This window comes from Pseudomonas sp. HLG18 (assembly GCF_051903985.1).
Taxonomy (GTDB): Bacteria; Pseudomonadota; Gammaproteobacteria; order Pseudomonadales; family Pseudomonadaceae; genus Aquipseudomonas; species Aquipseudomonas fluorescens_BT.
Genome location: NZ_CP195831.1, coordinates 1194990 through 1216750, shown reverse-complemented (window position 1 = coordinate 1216750; position 21761 = coordinate 1194990). Strand labels below are relative to the sequence as shown.

Sequence of the window (21761 nt, the reverse complement as noted above, 5' to 3'; positions counted from 1 at the left end):
CCTCGCACCACGCGACAAAGAGGCAGAGCGGCCCGACGCCATTACGAGTCCACTCGCGTGGCGCCCGCCGCGAAACCGCTGCCTGCCATTACCGTTTCGCCAACTCCATGATCATCCGCGACAACAGATAAATCCGCGGCGCCACGCTCTCCACCTCCGCGTATTCCTCCGGCGTATGAATGTTGCCGCCGACAATCCCGAACCCGTCCAGCGTCGGCGTCCCAACCCCGGCCGACAGACTCGCATCCGCCGCCCCGCCGCTACCTTCTTCGGTCAACTTGCGACCAATTTCACCGTAAATCCCCTGAGCCATCGCCATCAAACGGTCTGACTCCGCCGTCTGTGGCATCGGCGGCAAGCCGCGCTGCAATGAAGTCTTCACTTCGGTGTCAGGAATCAGTTTGTCCTGCGACACCCGCGCCAGATCCTTCTCGATCCGGTCGAACTCCTCCGGCACCGCCGCCCGTACATCAGCCTTGGCGGTAGCCTGATCCGGGATCACGTTGGTGCGGTCGCCAGCCTTGAGCACGGTGAAATTGATCGTGGTTTTCTTCGCTTCGTCGCCGAGCTTGCCCAGTTGCAGGATCTGGTGCGCCGCCTCCATCGCCGCGTTGCGCCCCAGTTCCGGCGCGACGCCGGCGTGAGCAGCCTTGCCCTTGACCTCGACCAGCGCGGTGGCGCTGCCCTTGCGCCACACCACCAGACCATCGGCCGGACGGCCCGGTTCGAGGTTGAGGGTGACGTCGTGGAGCTTGGCGGTTTTCTTGATCAGGTCGGTGGCAACGTCCGAGCCGGTTTCTTCGCTGGCATCGAGCAGGAACGTGATTTGCGCGTAGTCCTTGAAGTCGAGGTTCTTCAGGATTTTCAGCGCATAGATGCCGGCGACGATCCCGCCCTTGTCGTCCATCACCCCCGGCCCGTAGGCGCGGCCGTCCTTGATGTGGAACGGTCGCTCAGCAGCGGAGCCTTCCTTGAACACCGTGTCCATGTGCGCCATCAGCAGGATTTTTGTCTTGCCGGTGCCTTTGAGCGTGGCGAGCACGTGGTTGGTTTTTTCCGGCGTATTGGGCACCAGTTCGATGGTGGCACCGAGCTTTTTCAACTCATCGATGGCGATTTCGCTGACTTGCTTGAGCCCCGGCTCATAGCCGGAACCGGAATCGATATTGACCAGGCGCTCGAGCAGTTTCAGGGCTTCGGGTTTGTATTGCTCGGCGTCGGCCAGCACCTGCTTGTGCGGTTCAGCGAACGCGCCAGCGGTGGCGAAAGAGAGGCTCAGGCCGAGACCGGCGGCCAGCAGGGAACGAGGGAAATTGAACGTCATGAATCAATCCTTGTTTCGTGTCGGGTACTGAACCGTACCTGACATCGCCCCAAGGCTCTATCCCGGATGCGACACCCATTCCGTTCAAACCGAATCGAATACCTCGCGCCGCGGCTTGTCATCGTTGCAGCAGATCACCCGGTTGCGCCCGCTGGCCTTGGCTTCGTAGAGTGCCTCATCAGCGTCATTGAGCCAGCGCATTGCATCACCGTGAGCCGGATCGAGCGCCGCCAGGCCAATGCTCAGGCTGACTTTCAGCGCCGGGTTCTGTTCGTACACCAGAAAGGAAAAACGCTCACGCAACGCCTCCATCGCCTGCGCGGCATTGAACAGCGGCAGGTCCGGCAGGATCACGCAAAACTCGTCGCCGCCATAACGCCCCGCCACATCCGCCATGCGCAGGTTCTGCTTGAGCATTTTGCTCAACTGCCGCAGGACGATATCGCCGGCCACATGGCCGTAGGTGTCGTTGATCGCCTTGAAGTGGTCGATGTCGATCAGCGCAATCGCTGCGCCTGTCTGCTGGCGTTTGCAGCGCTGGAATTCGATTTCCAGTTGATCCTTCCAGGCGCCGTGGTTGAGCAGTCCGGTGAGGCTGTCGGTGCGGCTCAGGGCCAGGAGTTCACGTTTATGCAAGCCGAGGGTGTAGGCCTGGCGAAAGCAGATCCAGCCGAGCGCCAACGGATACAGCATCAACAGTGGCAGACAGGCATAAAGCTGTGCCGACGTGGTCATCGGGATGAACGCGGGGGCAAATACCACCAGCCCGACGCCAACCCCGAGCAACTGCGCCGCCGCCCCGGCCAGCAGAAAGCGCAGGCCGCCGATGGCGACGTTGTTCATCGCCATCATCGAAATGGTCGTGGCACTGGGCAAGGGATTGAAGTGCATGGCGGCGACCCAGAAGCCACCGAGAAAGGCGTCGATCAGCAAATTGCGGTGCTCGGCGTGATAAGGCACCCGCGCCCGTCGGGCCCATTGAAACGCCAGATGCGGCCAGACCAGTCCGTTGAACAGCATCACCGCCCAGACCCAGGCCGGCGGATCAAGTGGATACATCGCGACGCTCACGCACAGAAGCCCCAGAACCAGCCCGAGGATTCGCGATGTATAGAGCCTCCTGGCCAGTGAAAGTCCCTTTCCTCCCGTTCTTCCCATAGGGGCCTCGACCACTCGACGGCACTGCGCAGACCGCAGACCCGATGTATTGGGAGTCTATCAGGGCAACGTCAAATAGCCATCACCGGCCAGCGGGCCGAATACCCCGTCATCAGCACCACACGGCGAGCAAATGATTGGCTATACATGAAAGGAAGAAAATGGAAAAAAGACTCTAAGAAGGAGGCCCATGCAGACCTATCAAGTGGTGATCATCGGCAGCGGGTTTGGCGGCCAGTGCGCGGCGGTCAATTTGCTCAAGGCCGGCATCGACGATTTTCGCTTGCTGGAGCGGCGGGACTTTTTCGGCGGCACCTGGTGCCAGAACACCTACCCCGGCGCGGCGGTGGACGTGCCGTCGCCCCTGTATTCCCTTTCGTTTGCGCCCTACCCCTGGACGCAGATGTTCGCCGAACAGGCCGAACTGCAACGCTACACCGAACACGTCATCGAGCGTTTCGGCCTGCGCGATCGGGTGGAACTGGAGGCCAACGTCGAGCGGGTCGAGTGGGATGACACCGAAAAACGCTGGGCTGTACACACTGGCACCAAAGGCATTTTTTATGCGCAGTTCCTGATCAATGCCACCGGGCCGTTGAGCCAACCGGTTATCCCAGACTTCCCCGGTCAGGATCGCTTCAAGGGCAAGATTTTTCATACAAACAATTGGGATCACAGTTACGACTATCACGCTAAACGCGTGGCAATTGTCGGCAGCGGCGCCAGTGCGGCTCAGGTGATTCCCGCGATTGCACCCGAGGTCGCCGAATTGCACGTATTTCAGCGCACCGCGCACTGGGTGCTGCCCCGGGCCGACCGGACATTCGGGCGGTTCCAGCGCTGGTTGCTGGGTCTGAAACCGGCCTACAAACTGCTGCGCTGGATGATCTATTGGCAATTCGAAACCCGGGTCATCGCCTTCAAATACTCGAAACCGGCGATTCACATGGTGCAGCGACACGCCCTGAAGTTTCTCAAACGCCAGGTGGCTGACCCCGAGTTGCGGAAAAAACTCACACCGGACTTCACCATCGGCTGCAAAAGGGTATTGGTCTCCAGCACCTATTATCCGGCGCTTACCCGGCCCAATGTCACCTTGCACAGCCGCGAACAAGGTATCGCCGCCCTCGACGAAACCGGCATTCTCACCACGGATGGCCAGCACATCGACGTCGATCTGATCGTCTGGTCGACCGGTTACGACGCCACCGACGGCGTGATTTCCTACCCGGTCAGCGGAAAAAACGGCGTAAAACTGCGCGATGTCTGGGCGCAGTATCCACGCGCCTACCTCGGCACCAGCCTGCCGGACTTTCCCAATCTGTTTATCGTCACCGGGCCGAACACCGGCATCGGTCACACCTCGGCATTGTTCATCATCGAATCGCAGATGAACTACATCCTCGACTGTATCCGCACCGTGCAGGCCAAAGGTCTGCGCAGCATCGAAGTTCGCCCCGAAGCAGAACGTACCTACACTCAAATGATTCACCGGGAGATGGAGCGCACGGTCTGGAAAACCGGCGGCTGCCACAGTTGGTATCAAAGCAAGAGCGGTCATGTGATCGCGATGTTTCCCGGCTTCAGTTTCAGCTACCACCGGTTGACCCGGGCGCTGAAACCGGCCGACCACATTCTGTCTTGAACAAGGAAGACCCACGATGCTTTTGCTGTTTGTCGCCCTCGCAGTTTTCGTGGCCTGGAGCTGGTTGAGTTACCCGGCGGTCGGTCACTGGCTCTACGACCTGAGCGCGGCCCTGGAGGCCAGGCTTTACCGGTTGCACAAGATCGAAGTGCCCATCGCCGAAATGACCGTGTCGACCTGGCAAGGCGGGCCCTATGAAGCGTCGAGCAGCATTCTGATGCTGCACGGCTACAGTGCCGAAAAGAACCTGTGGCTGCGTTTTGCCCGGCACTTTGTCAGCCAGTATCGGGTGATCATCCCGGACTTGGCCGGTCACGGCGAAACCGGCTTCAAGGCCGGTGGCGGCTACGACATTCCGGTTCAGGCCAAACGCATGATTCAGCTGCTCGACGTCTGCGGGGTAGAGAAAGTCCACGTTATCGGCAACTCCATGGGCGGTTACATCGCCGCGTGGCTGGCGGCGACTTATCCGGATCGCATCGCTTCGGTGGCGCTGATCGACCCGGCCGGCGTCACCGCACCAGAAGCCAGCGACATGGAGCGTCACCTGGCTCGTGGGCACAATCCGTTCCTGATCAATTCCCGGGAAGAATTCCGACACTTCTATGCGATGACCATGGCCTCACCGCCCTGGGTACCCGGACTGGTGCTCGATGCCATTGCCCAACGCTATGAACAGCAACGGGACGAACTGGAAGAGATCTTCCGGGACTTCCGCGCCAGCCCGCCGATGGAACCAAAGCTGCCGGACATCAAATGCCCGGCGCTGTTGCTCTGGGGTCGCAAGGATCGGTTGATCGATGTCAGCAGCGTGCCGGTGTGGAGCAAGGGCATCGCCAATCTGCGGGTGGATGTGTGGGACGGTGTCGGGCACATGCCGATGGTCGAGCAGCCGTCGAACACGGCACGTTTGTATCGGGAGTTCCTGGGAGAAAACTCACGCGAGGACAGGTAAACGGTCAGTCGTTGGCAGAATGAAGTTCGTAGGATTCTTCGTTTGCCCGCGTCGGCGAAGGCTGCGATCTTTTCCTCCATCCTTTACGTGACCGTGCCAGGAATTTTTTTTCATGACCGTGCAGCCGTTCGTCAGCCCCGACCTGATCCGCCAACGCTTCTCCAAAGCGATGTCCGATATGTACCGCGAAGAAGTGCCGCTGTATGGCGCACTGATGGAACTGGTGGAGCAGACCAACCGCGAAGTGCTGGCACGCGAGCCGCAGATCGCCAGTCAGTTGCACAGCACCGGCGAAATCGAACGGCTGGACATGGAACGCCACGGTGCAATCCGCGTCGGCACTGCCACCGAACTGGCCACCCTCGCCCGCCTGTTCGCCGTGATGGGCATGCAGCCTGTGGGTTATTACGACCTGACACCCGCCGGCGTGCCGGTACATTCCACGGCGTTCCGTGCGGTGCATGAAAATGCGCTGCAGGTCAGCCCGTTCCGGGTGTTCACTTCGTTGCTGCGACTGGAATTGATTGAAGACCCCGAACTGCGAGCCTTCGCTCAATCAGTGTTGGATCAGCGTTCGATCTTCACCCCGACAGCGTTGCGCCTGATCGAGCAGGCCGAAGCCGCTGGCGGACTGACTGAGTCCGAAGCCGGGGAATTTGTCCTGCAAGCGCTGGAGACTTTTCGCTGGCACCACAGCGCCACCGTCACCGCCGCGCAATACCAGACCCTCAGCGCTCAGCATCGTCTGATCGCCGATGTCGTGGCCTTCAAGGGCCCGCACATCAACCACCTGACCCCGCGCACGCTGGACATCGACATCGTTCAGGCGCAGATGCCGCTGCATGGCATCACGCCAAAAGCGGTGATCGAAGGGCCGCCGCGTCGGCAACACCCGATCCTGTTGCGTCAGACCAGTTTCAAGGCGCTGGACGAGCCGATCGCCTTCACTGACCAGACAGAAACCCGAGGCAGCCACAGTGCTCGCTTCGGCGAGATCGAACAACGAGGTGCGGCGCTGACACCCAAGGGCCGGGCGTTATACGACCGTCTGCTGAATGCTGCGCGAGATGAGTTGGGTGACTTCCCCAACGAAGCCAATGCCTCACGCTACAACGCGCTGATGACCCAACACTTCAGCGAATTCCCTGACAGCCTCGATGGCATGCGCGAACAGGAATTGGCGTATTTCCGCTATTTCCTGACAGGCAAAGGAAGTCGTCCCGCTGAAGTAACGCTGCAAGGGTTATTACGCGACGGCTATGTGAAAGCCGAACCGCTGGTGTACGAAGATTTCCTGCCGGTCAGTGCGGCAGGGATTTTTCAGTCGAACCTGGGGGATGCGGCGCAGACGCACTATGGCGAGCATTCCAATCGACAGGCGTTCGAGTTGGCCTTGGGGCGTTCGACCATTGATGAGTTGGGGCTCTATGCCGAAACACAGCGTCGTTCGATTGAAGAATGCCTCACGGCGCTGACTCGATAAGCGGCAATGCGGCCTTTGGCCATACTGCGCAAGAAGTTGCGCAGTTGCTGGTAATAAAAAGGCCTCTCGAACCGCTGTAGGCCTTGTGTATCAAGGCCTACAACCAAGTGCGCAAGAAGTTGCGCAGTACTGCGCAACTTCTTGCGCACTTCGAGCTACCGAGCTGATCAAAAAACGCTCAAAGCCGCGATCCAGAGCGGTCAACTCCCCGGCTCCCGGGGACGTGGCAAAAGCTGGCACGCTCCTTGATAACAGTCAGGCACCCACCGGGCGATTTCGCCTCCCGGGCACCCTAACTTTATCCGCAAGGAGAGCATCCCATGGCAACACCAGCGTACATGTCGGTTACCGGCGAAAAACAAGGCCTGATCACTGCCGGCGCCTTCACCGCCGACTCCGTTGGCAACACCTACCAGGAAGGTCACGAAGACCAGGTCATGGTTCAGGCGTTCAGCCACGACGTGATCATCCCGCGTGACCCGCAATCCGGTCAGCCAACCGGTCAGCGCGTTCACAAGCCAGTGATCATCACCAAGGTCTACGACAAGGCTTCGCCACTGCTGCAAGCTGCTCTGACCTCCGGCGAGCGCATGAGCGAAATCGTTATCCAGTGGTACCGCACTTCGGCTCAAGGTACCCAAGAGCACTACTACACCACCAAACTGGAAGACGCGATCATCGTCGCCATCAACAACAAAATGCACAACTGCCAGGATCCAGGCAACTCGCACTTCACCCACCTGGAAGAAGTGCAGTTCACCTACCGCAAAATCACCTGGACCCACGAAGTATCCGGTACTTCGGGTTCCGATGACTGGCGTGCTCCAGTCGTTTAATTACGGCTGATCGTTGCAAGCATCGGCCAGCTCTGCTGGTCGATGTTGTTTACGCCCTCCAGAATTTCGCGTGCGTTGATCCGCCTGGCGGTCGTCGACACACGCCGTATGCAGCACGAGGAACAAGGGATGTTCGCGCCGGCCAATGAAACCCACTTTGCCCTGACCATCGAAGGTCTTTCCGCCGATTTCCAGGTGTTTACCCTCACCGGTCGGGAAGCCGTCAGCCAGCCTTTCGTATTCGAGGTGGAGCTGGTCAGTGAGCAGCCGTCGCTGGACCTCGAAACCCTGCTGCACAAACCGGCCTTTTTGCAGCTGTCGCCCGACGGCAGCGGCATCCACGGCCTGATCTACCGCGCCGCGCAAGGCGATTCCGGCAAGCGCCTGACGCGCTACTCCGTGACCCTGCGCCCGCAACTGGCGTACCTCGCGCACCGAATCAACCAGCGGATCTTCCAGAACCTCAGCGTGCCGAAAATCATCGGCAAGGTCCTCGAAGAACACGGCATTCAGGGCAACGCCTACACCTTCCAGACCGGCTCGATCTACCCCGAGCGCATCTACTGCGTGCAGTACGACGAATCGGATCTGCATTTCATCCAGCGCCTGTGCGAAGAAGAAGGCATTCACTACCACTTCCAGCACAGCGCCACGGGCCACAAGCTGGTGTTCGGCGACGACCAGACGGTGTTTAAGAAACTGGCGCCGGTGGCCTATCAGCAGGACTCCGGCATGGTCGCCAGCGACCCGGTGATCAAGCGCTTCGACCTGCGCCTGGAAACCCGCACCAGCCGCACCACCCGCCGCGATTACGACTTCGAAAAACCGCGCATCACCCTCGAAAGCGAAAACCGTGGCGACGCCCTGCCCGACCTCGAGGACTACGATTACCCGGGCCGTTTCGTCGACCGAGAACGCGGCAAGCACCTGGCCAAACGCGCCCTCGAACGCCACCGCAGCGACTTCCAGCTCGCCGAAGGCAAGAGCGATCAGCCGCTGTTGGTCAGCGGCCATTTCCTCGCGCTGAAAGAACACCCTAAGCCCAAGTGGAATGACCTGTGGCTGCTCACCGAAGTCCTGCACGAAGGCAAGCAGCCGCAGGTGCTGGAAGAGTCGGTCACCAGTGACACCACCGCGCTGAAAGACGATTTCCATCAGGGCTACCGCAACCGCTTCCAGGCCACCCCGTGGGACGTGCCGAACCGCCCGCCCCTGCGCCACCCGAAACCGCGCATCCTCGGCAGCCAGAGCGCCGTGGTCACCGGCCCGAAAGGTGAAGAAATCCACTGCGACGAATACGGTCGCGTCAAAGTCCAGTTCCACTGGGATCGTGAAGGTCAGGCGGACGACAAGACCAGTTGCTGGCTGCGCGTGTCTTCCGCCTGGGCCGGCGCCCAGTACGGCGGCATCGCCATCCCGCGCATCGGCATGGAAGTGCTGGTCACCTTCCTCGAAGGCGACCCCGACCAGCCGCTGATCAGCGGCTGCCTGTACCACAAGGAAAACACCGTCCCCTACGCCCTGCCGGCGAACAAGACCCGCACCACCTTCAAAACCCTGAGTTCCATGGGCGGCGGTGGCTTCAACGAACTGCGCATCGAAGACAAGAAAGGTCAGGAACAGATCTTCCTCCACGCCCAGCGCGACTGGGACGAAAACATCGAACACGACCAGAAAATCCGCGTCGGCAACGAACGCCACGACGTCGTGGAAAAGAACAGCTACACGGAATTCAAGGCCGAAGAACACCACACGGTTTACGCAGACCGCAAAGTCGAAGCACGGGCCAACGACCACCTGACCGTGGGCGTGAACCAGCACATCAAGATTGGCACCGGGCAATTCATCGACGCTGGCCAGGAAATTCACCTGAGCAGCGGAATGAAAGTGGTGCTGGAGGCTGGGGCCGAACTGACGCTGGTCGGCGGTGGCAGCTTCATCAAGATCGATGGCGGCGGCGTGACCATGAGCGGGCCGGCAATCAACATCAACTCCGGTGGTGGGCCGGGGAGCGGCACGGGGGCGGCGCCGTTGATGCCGGGCGTGCTGAAGCAGGCGGATGCCGACAAGGCTGGCGCCGTGCTGACCCCGGCGCAGATCAACACCCTCAAGCGTAATGCGCCGTTTTGTGAAGAGTGTGAAAAATGCAAGGCAGGTGCTTGTGCCATCTAATCGACTGACACCCAAGGATTGGCTGGCACAACAGCCGCTGCAAAAAGATGAGCGTCTGTATTTGATCGTCAGCGCCGCCAGTGATGCCGAAGCGCTCAAGGCTTTGTATCAGAGTGAACCGTCCGTGCAGGCCATTCCCGTCTGGGGCGGGACGCCCTACTCCACCTGGCAACCGGTGATGCCTTACGTCGCCGAACTCAAGGCCAACTCGGCCTTCCTGCCCTGGATCACCGAAACCGACGCCCTCGACTGGGGCTGGCTGGCGATCTCCCGCTCGGAACCCAACGAAGTCTTCGAACACCTGCGCAGCCTGACCCAAGTGAAAATGCCGGACGGGACCGAAGTGTTTTTCCGGTTCTGGGATGGGCGGCATATCTATCCGATTCTGGAAGGGTTGGGTGAGACGGCTGGGGAAGTGCTGCCGGTGTTTGAGCGGTATCTGATTAATGGACGGAGCCTGGAAGTCGGGTCGAGGGTGGTGCCGAAGGTGAGGGATTGGCCGTGGTGGGAGGTGCCAAAGAAGTTGCTGGATCAGTTGGCGAAAGAGGATCACACGACGCTTGTCGGCAATTTGATGCAGTGGCTCGAAGAAGCACGGCCGGACCTCTACAGCGCGTGGCCCGAGAACAACCTGAAACTGAAAATCACCCGTTTCGTGCGTCGCCCGGATGCTCCGGACAACCTTAAAGAAGCACTGTTAAACCACCTGATTCTGGAGCAAGGCTGATGGATCGCGTTGCCTTTGTTGACAACCAACTGAACACCTTCAAGGACAGTCTGAAGCTGTATCAGGAACAGACCAAAACCTGGTACGCCAACGTCGCGGACAAAGCCAGCCGAGCGGCTGACCTCCCTTCCCTGCTGGGCATGGAGCGAGTCATCAAGGTTGGCAACACCAGCAAATCGGTGAGCATGACCGACGGCGACTTCACTTCGAACGTGGCTCAGTGCCCGTTGAAGGGACCGCTGCTGATCGAGAGCAAGTTCGAATCGGTTTATGACATCCCTGTAGGCGATATCGAAGTCGAGATCGTCGCTGTTGAAGGTGGTGCAGTCAGCAAGGTCAAACTCGATCAACAAGGCAAAGCCAGCTGGACCGGTGGGATTCCCGGCAAGTTCTACAAAATCCGTGTTCATAACGAAGTGACACCCGCGCAGATCGACGCTCTGTTCAGCTCCTACAGCGGCGTGACAGCAGACCTCGAAGGTTTCCTGCGCAAGGAGTGGGCCGGGTTCAAGCCGCAATGGTCGAACCTGTCGGCTTCAGGCACTGCGATGGCGATCGGCAACGGCATTCTTGAAGGTGGCTGGGAAGCCATCAAAGGCGTGTGGGATGGCATTAGTCTGGTGCTCGACATTCTGCAAGACCCCAAGAAGTTCGCGAATGATCTCGGTGCCGGCGTCCAGGACCTGATCAAAGTCGCCCAAAGCTCGCCAGACATCATGAAAAAAGCCATGTTGCTGGCCAGCGACGAGGCCGCTTTGTTCCTGCTGGTACGCAGTGCCGTGATCTGGCTGGCTGGCTTGCCGCCAATGAAGATGGCCGGCGACGTTGCGAAGATGACCACGGCCATTGTCGTCGGCATCGCGATCGACATCGTGATTGGCGTGGTACTGACGATTGCAGCTGAAGGCACAGGGGTTATCTACCTCGCCGCCCGACTGAAGAAGTACGGCGAGCTTGTCATCAACGCTGTCACCAGCTTCGTGAAATCGTTGTTCAAGATCATCAATGGCTTTATGGAGTATGTCGCGAAATACACCGCTGTTGCGGCGCGTGGGGTGACGGCAAAGGTGAGAAACGGCGTCTCTCAGCTGCGATTCGACGGAAAAAAGAACGCAAGGCTGGGTAAAGGCGAAGTCGGTGATGACGCTTCAAAACAGGCAAAGACGCCTGCGGAAAAGAGCGCCGAACCGGCCTCGGGGACGTGTACCAACGGATGCCCGGTGTCGATGGTCACCGGCGAAGAACTACTGACGCTGACAGATGGCCAACTTGACGGCTTGCTGCCGTTTGAATGGACACGCCTGTACAGAACCAGCGCCGTGGAAATCGACTGTGGCTTGGGATACGGGTGGAGTCACGCCCTTGCCCATCGCATCGAAATCGTGGGCGATGAAGTCATCTGGACCGACCACGAAAACCGTTCCACACCGTTCCCGCTTCCAAGCGAACAGCGCCCGGCGATCACCAACAGCCTCTCGCGTGCAGCCATTTTCCTCGGCGATGACCCGTCAGAACTGGTACTGGCCCAAGCCGGCAAGCGTCCTTCGTTCTATCACTTCCGTTTCAACAGCAAAGGCGCAACTCTGATCGCCATCAGCGACAGCTATGGCAATCGCCTGCACATCACACGGGACATCCACGGGCGCATCAAACGCCTCGACAACGGCGCAGGTCGTGCCCTGCTTTTACGCTACGACCGCAAACACATTGTCGCGGTCGACTATCAGCAGTTTCTTCCAGCAGACAATCTTGAGGATGCCTGGAACACAGTCCAGACGCTGGTCACCTACACCTATGACGCGCAACACCGGTTGATCGAAGCACAGAACGCTGCCGGGGAAGCCGAGCGTTATCGCTACAACGATCAACATGTGATTCTGGAACGGCAACTGGCCGGCGGCGCGAGCTTCTTCTGGGAGTGGGAGAACGAAGGCAAACTGGCTCGATGCATCCACCACTGGGCAAACTTCTCGCAGATGGACGCGCACTACGCCTGGGATGACAAAGGCAGCGTGACCGTTACCAACGCCGATGGCAGCGAAGAGGTCTACACCCACGACGACCAGGCACGACTGATCAGTAAGATCGATCCGGATGGTGCCGAGCACCTCAAGGCCTATAACGACAAAGGACAATTAGTCGCGGAAAAGGATCCTCTCGGCGCCGTGACCGAATACCGGTACGACGACAATGGATTGATGATCGCCGTAATCCCTCCTGAAGATGAGGCCATCACCTACGAGTACAGCAACGGTTTCGTCAGCGATGTTCATCGCGGCAAAGCCAGCTGGAAGTATCAACGCAACAGACAGGGCGATGTTACCCAGCAAATCGACCCGGACGGAAATTCGACGTTTTACAGCTACGACCGTCAAGGACGTTTGCTGGAGATCCGTCACCCGGATGGCAGCCGCCACCAACTGGGCTGGAACAACCTCGGTCAATTGCTTGAAGAACGCCTGCCCGACGGTGGTCAACGCAAATATCGCTACGACGCGTTGGGTCGGCAGATTACTCGGCAAGAAGAGTCCGGGGCCATCACCCAGTACCAATGGGATACCGCCAACCGACTTGCACAAATTACCCTGCCGGGCGGTGCAACACGCGCGTTCACCTACAACGCCTACGGCAAAGTCACTGCCGAACGCGACGAACTCGGCCGCGTCACCCGGTACGAATATGCCGACAACCTGCACCTTGTCAGCCGTCGCATCAATCCTGACGGTAGCCAACTGCGCTACCGCTACGACAACTCGCGCTTGCTGCTGACCCAAATCGAAAACGAGCGCGGCGAGCACTACAACCTCGACTACTACGCCAACGGCCTGATCCAGCAGGAAACCGGCTTCGACGGTCGTCGCACTGCGTACGAATACGACCTCAATGGCCAGTTGCTGAAGAAAACCGAATTCGGCGATGACGGCAGCGAGTTGGTGACTGAATACCAACGCGACGCCGCAGGCAGGCTTCTGGTGAAGACACTTCCCGACAGCGAAGAAATCCACTACAGCTACGATGCCCTCGGTCGCCTGGTCAACGTCGACGACGGACACTGGCCGCTCGCCTACGAATACGACCTGCAAGATCGCCTCGTCACCGAACACCAGGGCTGGGGCACCTTGCGCTATGAGTACGACAGCGTCGGCCAGCTCAAGCACTGTCGCTTGCCCGATGGCAGCAAACTCGATTACCGCCACCAGCCCGGCGGTATGCTCAGCGGCATCGATCTCAATGGCTCGCGCCTGACGTCTCACCAGTTCAGCGGTGGTCGCGAACAACAGCGCCAGCAAGGTCTGCTGCTCAGCCAGTACCAATACGACGAACAAGGTCGCCTGCAAGCGCACAGTGTCAGCCAGCGTGACAAAAACCTGTTCCAGCGCCGCTACAACTACGACGCAAACGGCAACCTCGCCGGCATCGACGACAGCCGCAAGGGCAACCGCAGCTTCCACTACGACCCGCTGGACCGCTTGACCAGCGTACGTGGCGCGACACCGGAAACCTTCGCCCACGACCCGGCCGGTAACCTGCTCGGCCAGAACAACGAAGGTACAGCCAACCTCGCCAACGTCAAAGGCAACCGTCTGCTGATGCAGGGCGACCGCCACTACGACTACGACGCGTATGGCAACCTGATTCGCGAACGTCGCGGCACCGGGCAGAAGCTCGTCACCGAATATCGCTACGACTGCCAGCATCGACTGATCGGCGCGATCCTGCCGGGTGGCAGAACCGCGTCCTACAAGTACGACGCTTTCGGTCGCCGCATCGAGAAAACTGTCGATGGCCATACCACCGAATTCTTGTGGCAAGGCGAACGCCTGATCGCCGAAAGTGGCGACAACCGTTACCGCACCTACATCTACGAACCCGGCAGCTTCCGCCCGCTGGCCATGCTCGACGGCGAAGGCCCGCGTAAGGCAACGCCGTTCTACTACCAGCTCGATCATCTGGGCACACCGCAGGAACTCACCGACTACAGTGGCGAGATCATGTGGTCCGCGAAGTACCGCGCCTACGGCAACCTCGCGGCGCTGGACGTCAGCGAAATCGACAACCCGTTGCGCTTCCAGGGTCAGTATTTCGACGCAGAGACGGGCCTACACTACAACCGTCATCGCTACTACAATCCGGGGACTGGGCGTTTTCTGACTCCGGATCCGATCAAGCTTGCGGGTGGGTTGAATAACTACCAGTACGTGCCTAACCCCACGGGGTGGGTGGATCCGTTGGGTTTGAATGGATGCCCACCAGATGGAGATGGTCAAGGAAACCCAACTGCACCAACAGAGAAGGCGCGAGTCGATACGAAAGAACCTTCGGCACCCGATATCCCGTGGTCGAATGGTTCTGTAAAAAGGGCATCAGACGCACTTGATCGAGGTGCTACCTCCGTCACCGTGAACAGCAGAGCTGAAGCTGAAGAGCTATTTTTAGGGAAATATGTAGGCCAAGGATATAGAAACGCCGAAGAATTCAACTCCGCGACTGCCAAAACGCATTTTAGAAAAACAAAAGAACCCGAAAAATACTATCACTGGGATGACACACCGGTTTCAGACATTAAGACAAGAAAGGTCACAATGGCGAACCACGACCCGAGCGACCCACATGGTGATCATCCACATTTGCAGCTTCACCCTGTGAAAGGGGAAGTTATAAGAATCTATTGGCCAAACCAATTTGAAGGACAAAAATGAGCACCCAGAAGACTATCCCTAGAAAAGTTTGGTGGGGTTTGGAGGCAAAATCATATACAGAGATTGCGCAGGAACTACCTTCGCAGGATGAGTCACTTAGAAAGTGGATCGCAATCTATGCTGTTTATCATTTAAACTTTGAAAATAGATACCCTGGAGAGAGTTACTACAAGTTTCTAGAGGATGCAAAAAATTCTAAATACGTCATTATAGAATTCACTCTCCCAATCCACTTTCTCGAAACAAGAGACAGCATTGGCGCCAACGACACAACAATCACAAAGTGCAAAACCATGGAAACAGAGGAAGAAATAAACTCTTTTCTTTATGAAAATAACATAAACCCCGAGCTATTTACGCCCCCATGGACCTGCGAGTACCCGCTAGACTGAACTCAACAAAAATTGACAAATCTGTCTCCTTTTCAAACCCAAAGTCAAAGGGGACAGATCTATTTCTCGTTCTATCCAGAACTTGAAAACCTTCTAAAAAAAGCCAGCAGCGCGCAACTTTAAATAGAACTAAATCAAGGAATCAAAGGGGACAGATTTATTTTTTGCTATTATCGAGAGAGCAAAATGATTTTTTCAATTGATATCACAGAGTGCTTTGGCGCGATCGACTCCGATAACGCAGGCGGGATCATAAGCTATATCAGCATCCCCCCCATCGAAAACCCTCGGGAAAAATTTCACCTTAATCTATCAAACTTCGTACTTAACTTAATCGACGAGCCCGTCATCGCCTCGATCAACAGGCAGAACTCAAACTTTTTGGAGAACATGACCGAAGACGGCTTCCTTGTAATAAGACGAGCCAGTATTTCCTTTGAGTCAATAAAAGGCTACGAAAAATTATTACGACTATTAAACCAAGACCACGGATATTTGACCCACGAACGCTACGGCCAAAAATTGAACACCGGAGACAAGATCTACGACATCAGCGGAAGACTCTTTTCGAACCCGGAGCTTTTAATTAACTTCGCATTCATTTCACCCAGCACTATAACACTTGAATTTAACTCATCAGACTACACATACATAGAAAGCTACCCCGAACTTCAAAAATCTTTAGAAAAACTAAATTCAAGAGAAAAACCTACTCAACCACCTCTCACAGGCCTATTCGACCCCACATATAGCAACACTCATACAATTAGCAACTTTGACGCTGGCTATCGAATTTACAATAAATAATTACCACGCGATCACAACGGGGAGCAGATTCATTTTTTATTTAAGAAGCCAAAGGGGACAAGCCAAAGGGGACTGGGCGTTTCTGACTCCGGATCCGATCAAGCTTGCTGGTGGGTTGAACAGCTATCAGTATGAAAGTCAAAGAGTCAAAGAGTCAAAGAGTCAAAGAGTCAAAGGGGACAGATTTATTTTTTGCTAAAGATGGAAAAGTCATCCGAATTTATTGGCCGAATCCGTTCGATGGGCAAAAATGACAGCGCAAAAATATATCCCACGAAGTGTATGGTATGGGCTTGACGGGACAGGCTACGACAACATTGCGCAAGAGCTAAAATCCGATGAACCATCATTAAGAAAATGGATTTCAGTTTATGCCATTTACAAGTACTCCTTCACCAACGACCCAAACCAATATTACGAGTTCATCCACCATTCAAAAAGCTTCCGATACGCGATTGTAATATTTACAATTCCTACCGAAACACTTGAAACAAGCGACGGCATAGATGACCGCGATATTACTATCGAAAAAATAGAACCCATGAACTCCGAGGATGAGATCAACGCTCTACTTGAAAAACTCGATATCGATCCAGAGCTTTTCACTATACCATGGCGCTGTGAATATCCGCTATAACCACAAAATCGAAAAAAGAAAAAGCAAAAAATCCAAAATCCAAAGGGGACAGATTTATTATTTGAAGAAAATAAATCTGCCCCCTTTTCAACCACTGGCGAGTTCTGAATAAAGAGCTGAACCTTGGTGCAAAGACTCTCGAAGGTGAAGGCATCTATATTGTTAAAATAAAGCCGGATGACCCTCGTTTTAAATATGAGATGCCAAATGGTAAGGAAAATGGCGCCTACCCTAACGAATGGGTTCCTGGTGGTGCAACGAAAAGCGGTACAAAAGAAGCCGCTCTGATCGGCTCTGAGAATGTCACCCACAACAGCGACATTGGAACGCTGTTGAAAAATTTCGACGATTGGGAAAAGCTTCAATGAAAACTACATTTGAAACTGCCTTAGACCAGCATGAAATTTCTGAATTCTTCAAAGGAGAAGGAATTTATTTTGCTAGAGGCTCCGATTGGGGTGACCACCTGTATGTAAGCAACTGGCAGGAAATGTGCAGCGTATTGAAAACTCAAAAAGCCGCGCAGAGTCTTTTGACAAAAATCTTTGAAGATTATGCTAAATACTTGAAAGAGAACTACGAAGATGCGGCGGGCTTGCTTTCGAACATTACCGCATACTACGTTCTAAAGAGTAAATTACACATTCTATCAATGGATGATTACGACCTTATCGATAGCCTTGACGACAAGACAAAAAACAACATTGGCAAACTCTTCCGACACTTGAGAAAAGTGTATGACAAAAAAAATGAAAACTCATCCAAGTATTCTTTTGAGCAAGAAATTCAAAGACTGAAAAACAATGGCTGCAACACAGATATTGAGAATCTTTAGTCGGTTCCGGGATCTGGATTTAGTAGCTAAAAAATCCAAAGGAAATCCAAAGGGGACAGATTTATTTTTCGTTAAAAAAACATAAAACCGTCCCCTTTTTTCACTAAGAACAAGACTAATTCATTCAAACGATGGACTTCTTTATATAACCAGCGACCACTACGAAACCGTTAGCTCTATTGGAACCTGGAAGTGAGTCTTAAAATTATAATTGTACTTGATGGCTTAACCATTTCATCAGAGCAAGAGTTTCATAAAAAAATAGCCATTGCTTTTGCGGTGACAGATTTTTATGGAAACAATCTCAACGCCTTATGGGACCTACTCAGCACCGACGTGGAACGCCCCGTAGATTTAATATGGAAAAATTCTGAATGCTCTCAAAAAAACATGGGAGATTCGTACAATAAAATAATAAATATTTTTGAACGCACAAAGCAACAGGATGTGAATTTCGGATGGGAGGAAAAGTTTAACTATTATCTAGAGCAACCACTAGAAAGATAAAAGGGGACTATCAAAACTACAAAACAACGTGGATAGATTTATTTTTTACTGAAAAAAAATAAATCTGCCCCTGTCCCCTTTTCCGCATTTCAAAACCAACAGACAAAATGAAAATTTTTCTCAACATTGAACACCTGAAAAACTATAATTTCCCTAGTACATTCATAGAATTCGCGACTACGGAACCTGAACCGGACATTGAACCTTGGTGGTTACTAATATATCAAGAGGGAAAAATAAATTACTGGCACAACACACTAAAAAAAACCTTACCCAAACCGCACTCTAGTTCCTTTCGCCAAATTCAATGCGAATGATGATATTGCTTGCTTTGACGGCGATGATTTATCCGGCAATCCAAAAGTGCTAATAATACATGCATATGCTTCAGAGGGATGGGAGCTTCACGGAGAACATCCTGACTTCAGCGCGTGGCTAAAAATAGCCATTGAGACCCATGCGGAATGGAATGAAGAAGATTAAAAACATCCACATCCAACATCTTATTCAACCAAAGAAGGGGACAGATTTATTTTTCGTCGGACAAAATACGTCCGCCCCCCCTTTCAATATGTAACACACAGATTTCCGGCATCTCCAGATCAAGTTCAAAAACACATGGAAAATACCAAACAATATGAGAAGAAAACTTAAATACGATCTCCAACCCCTCCGAGTACCAAGCGGATGGACAATCACAATCAACAACCTTTACGAGGTTGATCTCACTCCCGAAACTGCAGACTGGTTTAGTAGCTCAGTTTTACTAGGTGGTGCACGACAAACTACGGGACACTGCTTTGACTCCAGAGTTGAACCAGAAGGAGATCCATCGGGAGAGTTTGTAATTGAATTCCTAACAATCAAGTACGACAACAAAGGGAACCCTTTAAAAAACTCCGAGACATTCCTAGGGGAATTCAAAACAAAAACAAGATGGAATTTATTAAAAAAATCGAAGATTTTATGCTTGAAGCATAACAAACCAAAATTTTTTTCGCTGAAGAAAATAAATCTGCTCCCTTTTCAACCTCTTTCATACATTATGTTCTTGAAGACAATCCCACCACATACCTCAGAGCTTGGAGATTCCATCAAATGATGGTCGTATGTATATTCAATAACCTCAATCAAGCACCAAATCCAGAAACCGTATCAAGATTAAAAAAACACATATCACTTCCTGATGGCGAATTAGACCTGCAAATAGGAAAAGAATACATTGTCTACGGAATAGTATTCCGGGACAACTGCCCTTTGTACTAAATATGCTCAGAAACCCATGATGAATATCCCATTCCTGTCGCAGCTGACTTTTTCGAAGTCATCGACAGAAAACTTTCGTGCTATTGGAAACTTTGCTTTCTCGCCTTAAAATCAAAGCCAGAAAGCAAGTTAGTATTCGCTGAGTGAGCTTCAGATATTAATTTTTATGAAAACCTGATTAATGGCGACAGACAAGCCATCGCTATATTTTCCAAATACAGAAAACTCATGGATGCAGAAGAATAGTAATTCCAGAACCATGATTACTTCGTATCGATCAACGCGTCCAACACCTCATACTTAACCACCACCCGATTCCCATACAACCGCTCCCTCTCCACCAACACCCCCACCTGCCCCTTCTCCCTCACCTCCCGCCAAATCTCATTCTCCCGATACACCCGCTCCCCCTCCCGCACAAACCGATGCCCCACCTCGAACACGTGATACCGATAAGCCCGTTCCCGGTCGCACAACAACTCCCCTTCCAGTTGCGTCTCCCCCACCCTCAGCTTCAGCTGAAAGCTGCGATCCGTCGGGTTGTGCAGTACCAGGTCGATGTAGTTGTAGAAGATCGCTGCGCCGGAGCCGAATGGCAGGACGCGGCCGTCGTCCGGGAAGGGGTCGAAGCTGTGGTTGGCGCGTTCGATGACGACCAGGGGTGAGTGAATGGCCATCCAGTGGATGAGGTTGCTGAGTTGGCAGATGCCGCCGCCGATGCCGGTGCGGGCCTGGCCGAAGGACAGTTCCATGCCTTCGACGTAGCCGCGTTGGCGGGTCGGGCGGCCTACGAGGCGGCAGAAGGAGAAATATTCGCCGGGGGCGATGGTGACGCCGTCGATGGCAGCGACGGCGAGTTTGAGGTTGGTGACTTTGTTGTGTTGCAGCGCCAGGTCCGAGTCGCCGAGTTTGCGGATCAGTTTTGAGGTGTGTTTGAGGTAGCGATACGGCAAGCGCTCGGACGTCGTGGCCGGCCGTGCGTAGCGTTTGCTCGAGCAGTGCCAGGCGATGTGGCGAAACAGTCTTTTTTGCCACACGCGCAGCCAGTAAAGGGCCGGGTGGTAGAGGGAAAGTGGTTTCATCCGTGGCGAACGACGCGGGCCGTTGTCTTCCTTGAACTTGAAATGGCGGCGCATCTTACCGTGGAACCGCGCTTGATCGCCAAGCGCCTCGCCGGTGTCGCAAGCCGTAACAAGTCGCCCGGTCCGGACGCTCGAAAATTAAGCTTGAACTAAGGTTGCGTCCCTACCATCCGGGCCACAAAGCAGCGGTTCTGTGGGCTGATTGCCGTCAGCAGAACCCTTCAACTTGAAGTGAGCCCAGACCATGAGTGCGATCGATTCCACCTCAAAACAACTGCCCGCCTTCAGTCTTGTATTGGTCAATTACAAGACGCCGGAAATAACCCGGATGTGCCTGGAGTTTCTCCAGCAATACGTCAAGGAGCATCAAATTCCGGTGTGGGTGGTGGACAACGATTCCGCCGATGAAAGCCTGATCTACTTGCGGTCCCTGGACTGGATCAACTTGATCGAGCGCCCTTCACCCGGCAAGGAAGCGGGGCATATTGCTCATGGCAAGGCACTTGATCTGGCACTTGCGAAAGTTGAAACCGATTACCTGTTTTTGCTGCACACCGACACTTTCGTTTTTGACAGTACTGTCTTTTCGATGATGATGAATGAGTGCATGCAATCTTTGGATACAGCGGCGGTCGGTTGCGTCGAACAATTAGATCGCGGCGTCCTTAGAGACACCTGGCGTTTGTCTTCACGTTACTTCAAACACTATTTCCGCCGGGCAAAACAGCATTTTGGGTTGCCCTCCAGAGATCCAAAACCCTACCGGGAAACTCACCTGAAAAGCTTCTGCACCTTGTGGAACGCTCGGTTGATCAAGGCTCACGGGCTGCATTTTTCGATGGATGACCGGGTCCCGGGATACACGCTGCAGGATCGTTTAAGCAACCTTGGCTTCGGCATCAAATGCCTCTCGCCGCGGACGATCTTCCGCTACCTGGATCACATCCAGGCCGGCACCGTGGCTGCTATCGGTGGATATGGCACGCGACACCGCCGTACCACCATGTACCAGGAAACGCTCAAGCGCCTTCAGTTACAACAAGGCATGCGACCCGCCAAATCGTAAGACAATAAAAAAGGGCGACTTCACAGTCGCCCTTTTTGCATCTGAATTCTTTGGCCTCCACTCCGAGGAGGTGTTCGCCCAGTGTAATGGCCTGGCAATCCATGCACCGGTAAAGAGCCCTGACACTGGGCGAACGCGAAGGATTTTAATGGAAATTGGCGGATATGTC

The 21761-nt window shown here is 54.7% G+C and carries 17 protein-coding genes; 14 read left to right on the top strand and 3 right to left on the bottom strand.

Going from position 1 to position 21761, the window contains the following annotated elements:
- Positions 1-88 precede the first annotated feature (88 nt).
- Together ACSPX5_RS05600 and ACSPX5_RS05595 are read right to left on the bottom strand one after the other, a co-directional pair.
- On the bottom strand, positions 89-1324 hold the full coding sequence (locus ACSPX5_RS05600; RefSeq protein WP_439821123.1) for a M20/M25/M40 family metallo-hydrolase: 1236 nt from the start codon (positions 1322-1324) through the stop codon (positions 89-91).
- 84 nt (positions 1325-1408) lie between these two features.
- Entirely contained in the window at positions 1409-2482 is a 1074-nt protein-coding gene (locus ACSPX5_RS05595; RefSeq protein WP_169429785.1) for a diguanylate cyclase, read from the bottom strand.
- 190 nt (positions 2483-2672) lie between these two features.
- On the opposite strand from ACSPX5_RS05595, the gene ACSPX5_RS05590 reads away from it, so the two are divergent.
- The 13 genes from ACSPX5_RS05590 to ACSPX5_RS05530 all read left to right on the top strand — a co-directional run bounded on the left by ACSPX5_RS05590 (position 2673) and on the right by ACSPX5_RS05530 (position 18178).
- Entirely contained in the window at positions 2673-4127 is a 1455-nt protein-coding gene (locus tag ACSPX5_RS05590; RefSeq protein WP_439821122.1) for a flavin-containing monooxygenase, read from the top strand.
- A 16-nt stretch (positions 4128-4143) separates the two neighbouring features.
- Positions 4144-5082: an alpha/beta fold hydrolase gene (locus ACSPX5_RS05585; protein ID WP_439821121.1), complete on the top strand. Its 939-nt coding sequence runs from the start codon at positions 4144-4146 to the stop codon at positions 5080-5082.
- Positions 5083-5194: 112 nt separating this feature from the next.
- Entirely contained in the window at positions 5195-6565 is a 1371-nt protein-coding gene (gene hglS, locus ACSPX5_RS05580; RefSeq protein ID WP_439821120.1) for a 2-oxoadipate dioxygenase/decarboxylase HglS, read from the top strand.
- A 320-nt stretch (positions 6566-6885) separates the two neighbouring features.
- Positions 6886-7401, top strand: coding sequence for an Hcp family type VI secretion system effector (locus tag ACSPX5_RS05575; RefSeq protein ID WP_003226246.1), 516 nt, complete (start codon positions 6886-6888; stop codon positions 7399-7401).
- A 129-nt stretch (positions 7402-7530) separates the two neighbouring features.
- Entirely contained in the window at positions 7531-9573 is a 2043-nt protein-coding gene (gene tssI / locus ACSPX5_RS05570; RefSeq protein ID WP_439821119.1) for a type VI secretion system tip protein TssI/VgrG, read from the top strand.
- Positions 9563-10300 (top strand): DUF4123 domain-containing protein, encoded by a 738-nt coding sequence (locus tag ACSPX5_RS05565; RefSeq protein WP_439821118.1) that lies wholly within the window; start codon positions 9563-9565, stop codon positions 10298-10300. Before tssI ends, ACSPX5_RS05565 begins: the two co-directional genes overlap by 11 nt.
- Entirely contained in the window at positions 10300-15000 is a 4701-nt protein-coding gene (locus ACSPX5_RS05560; protein ID WP_439821117.1) for an RHS repeat-associated core domain-containing protein, read from the top strand. The genes ACSPX5_RS05565 and ACSPX5_RS05560 overlap by 1 nt, the downstream gene beginning before the upstream one ends.
- Positions 14997-15392: a hypothetical protein gene (locus ACSPX5_RS05555; RefSeq protein ID WP_221399339.1), complete on the top strand. Its 396-nt coding sequence runs from the start codon at positions 14997-14999 to the stop codon at positions 15390-15392. The genes ACSPX5_RS05560 and ACSPX5_RS05555 overlap by 4 nt, the downstream gene beginning before the upstream one ends.
- A gap of 186 nt (positions 15393-15578) precedes the next feature.
- Entirely contained in the window at positions 15579-16199 is a 621-nt protein-coding gene (locus ACSPX5_RS05550) for a hypothetical protein (RefSeq protein ID WP_439821116.1), read from the top strand.
- Positions 16200-16449: 250 nt separating this feature from the next.
- On the top strand, positions 16450-16836 hold the full coding sequence (locus ACSPX5_RS05545; protein ID WP_439821115.1) for a hypothetical protein: 387 nt from the start codon (positions 16450-16452) through the stop codon (positions 16834-16836).
- Positions 16837-17036: 200 nt separating this feature from the next.
- Entirely contained in the window at positions 17037-17204 is a 168-nt protein-coding gene (locus ACSPX5_RS05540; RefSeq protein WP_439821114.1) for a hypothetical protein, read from the top strand.
- Positions 17201-17671, top strand: a complete 471-nt coding sequence (locus ACSPX5_RS05535; protein ID WP_439821113.1) for a hypothetical protein — start codon at positions 17201-17203, stop codon at positions 17669-17671. Before ACSPX5_RS05540 ends, ACSPX5_RS05535 begins: the two co-directional genes overlap by 4 nt.
- Positions 17672-17863: 192 nt before the next feature.
- Positions 17864-18178 (top strand): barstar family protein, encoded by a 315-nt coding sequence (locus ACSPX5_RS05530; RefSeq protein WP_439821112.1) that lies wholly within the window; start codon positions 17864-17866, stop codon positions 18176-18178.
- 1529 nt (positions 18179-19707) lie between these two features.
- Here ACSPX5_RS05530 and ACSPX5_RS05525 read toward each other — a convergent pair.
- Positions 19708-20526 (bottom strand): VanW family protein, encoded by an 819-nt coding sequence (locus ACSPX5_RS05525; protein ID WP_439822003.1) that lies wholly within the window; start codon positions 20524-20526, stop codon positions 19708-19710.
- A 244-nt stretch (positions 20527-20770) separates the two neighbouring features.
- On the opposite strand from ACSPX5_RS05525, the gene ACSPX5_RS05520 reads away from it, so the two are divergent.
- Positions 20771-21592, top strand: coding sequence for a glycosyltransferase family 2 protein (locus ACSPX5_RS05520; RefSeq protein ID WP_439821111.1), 822 nt, complete (start codon positions 20771-20773; stop codon positions 21590-21592).
- Positions 21593-21761 lie beyond the last annotated feature (169 nt).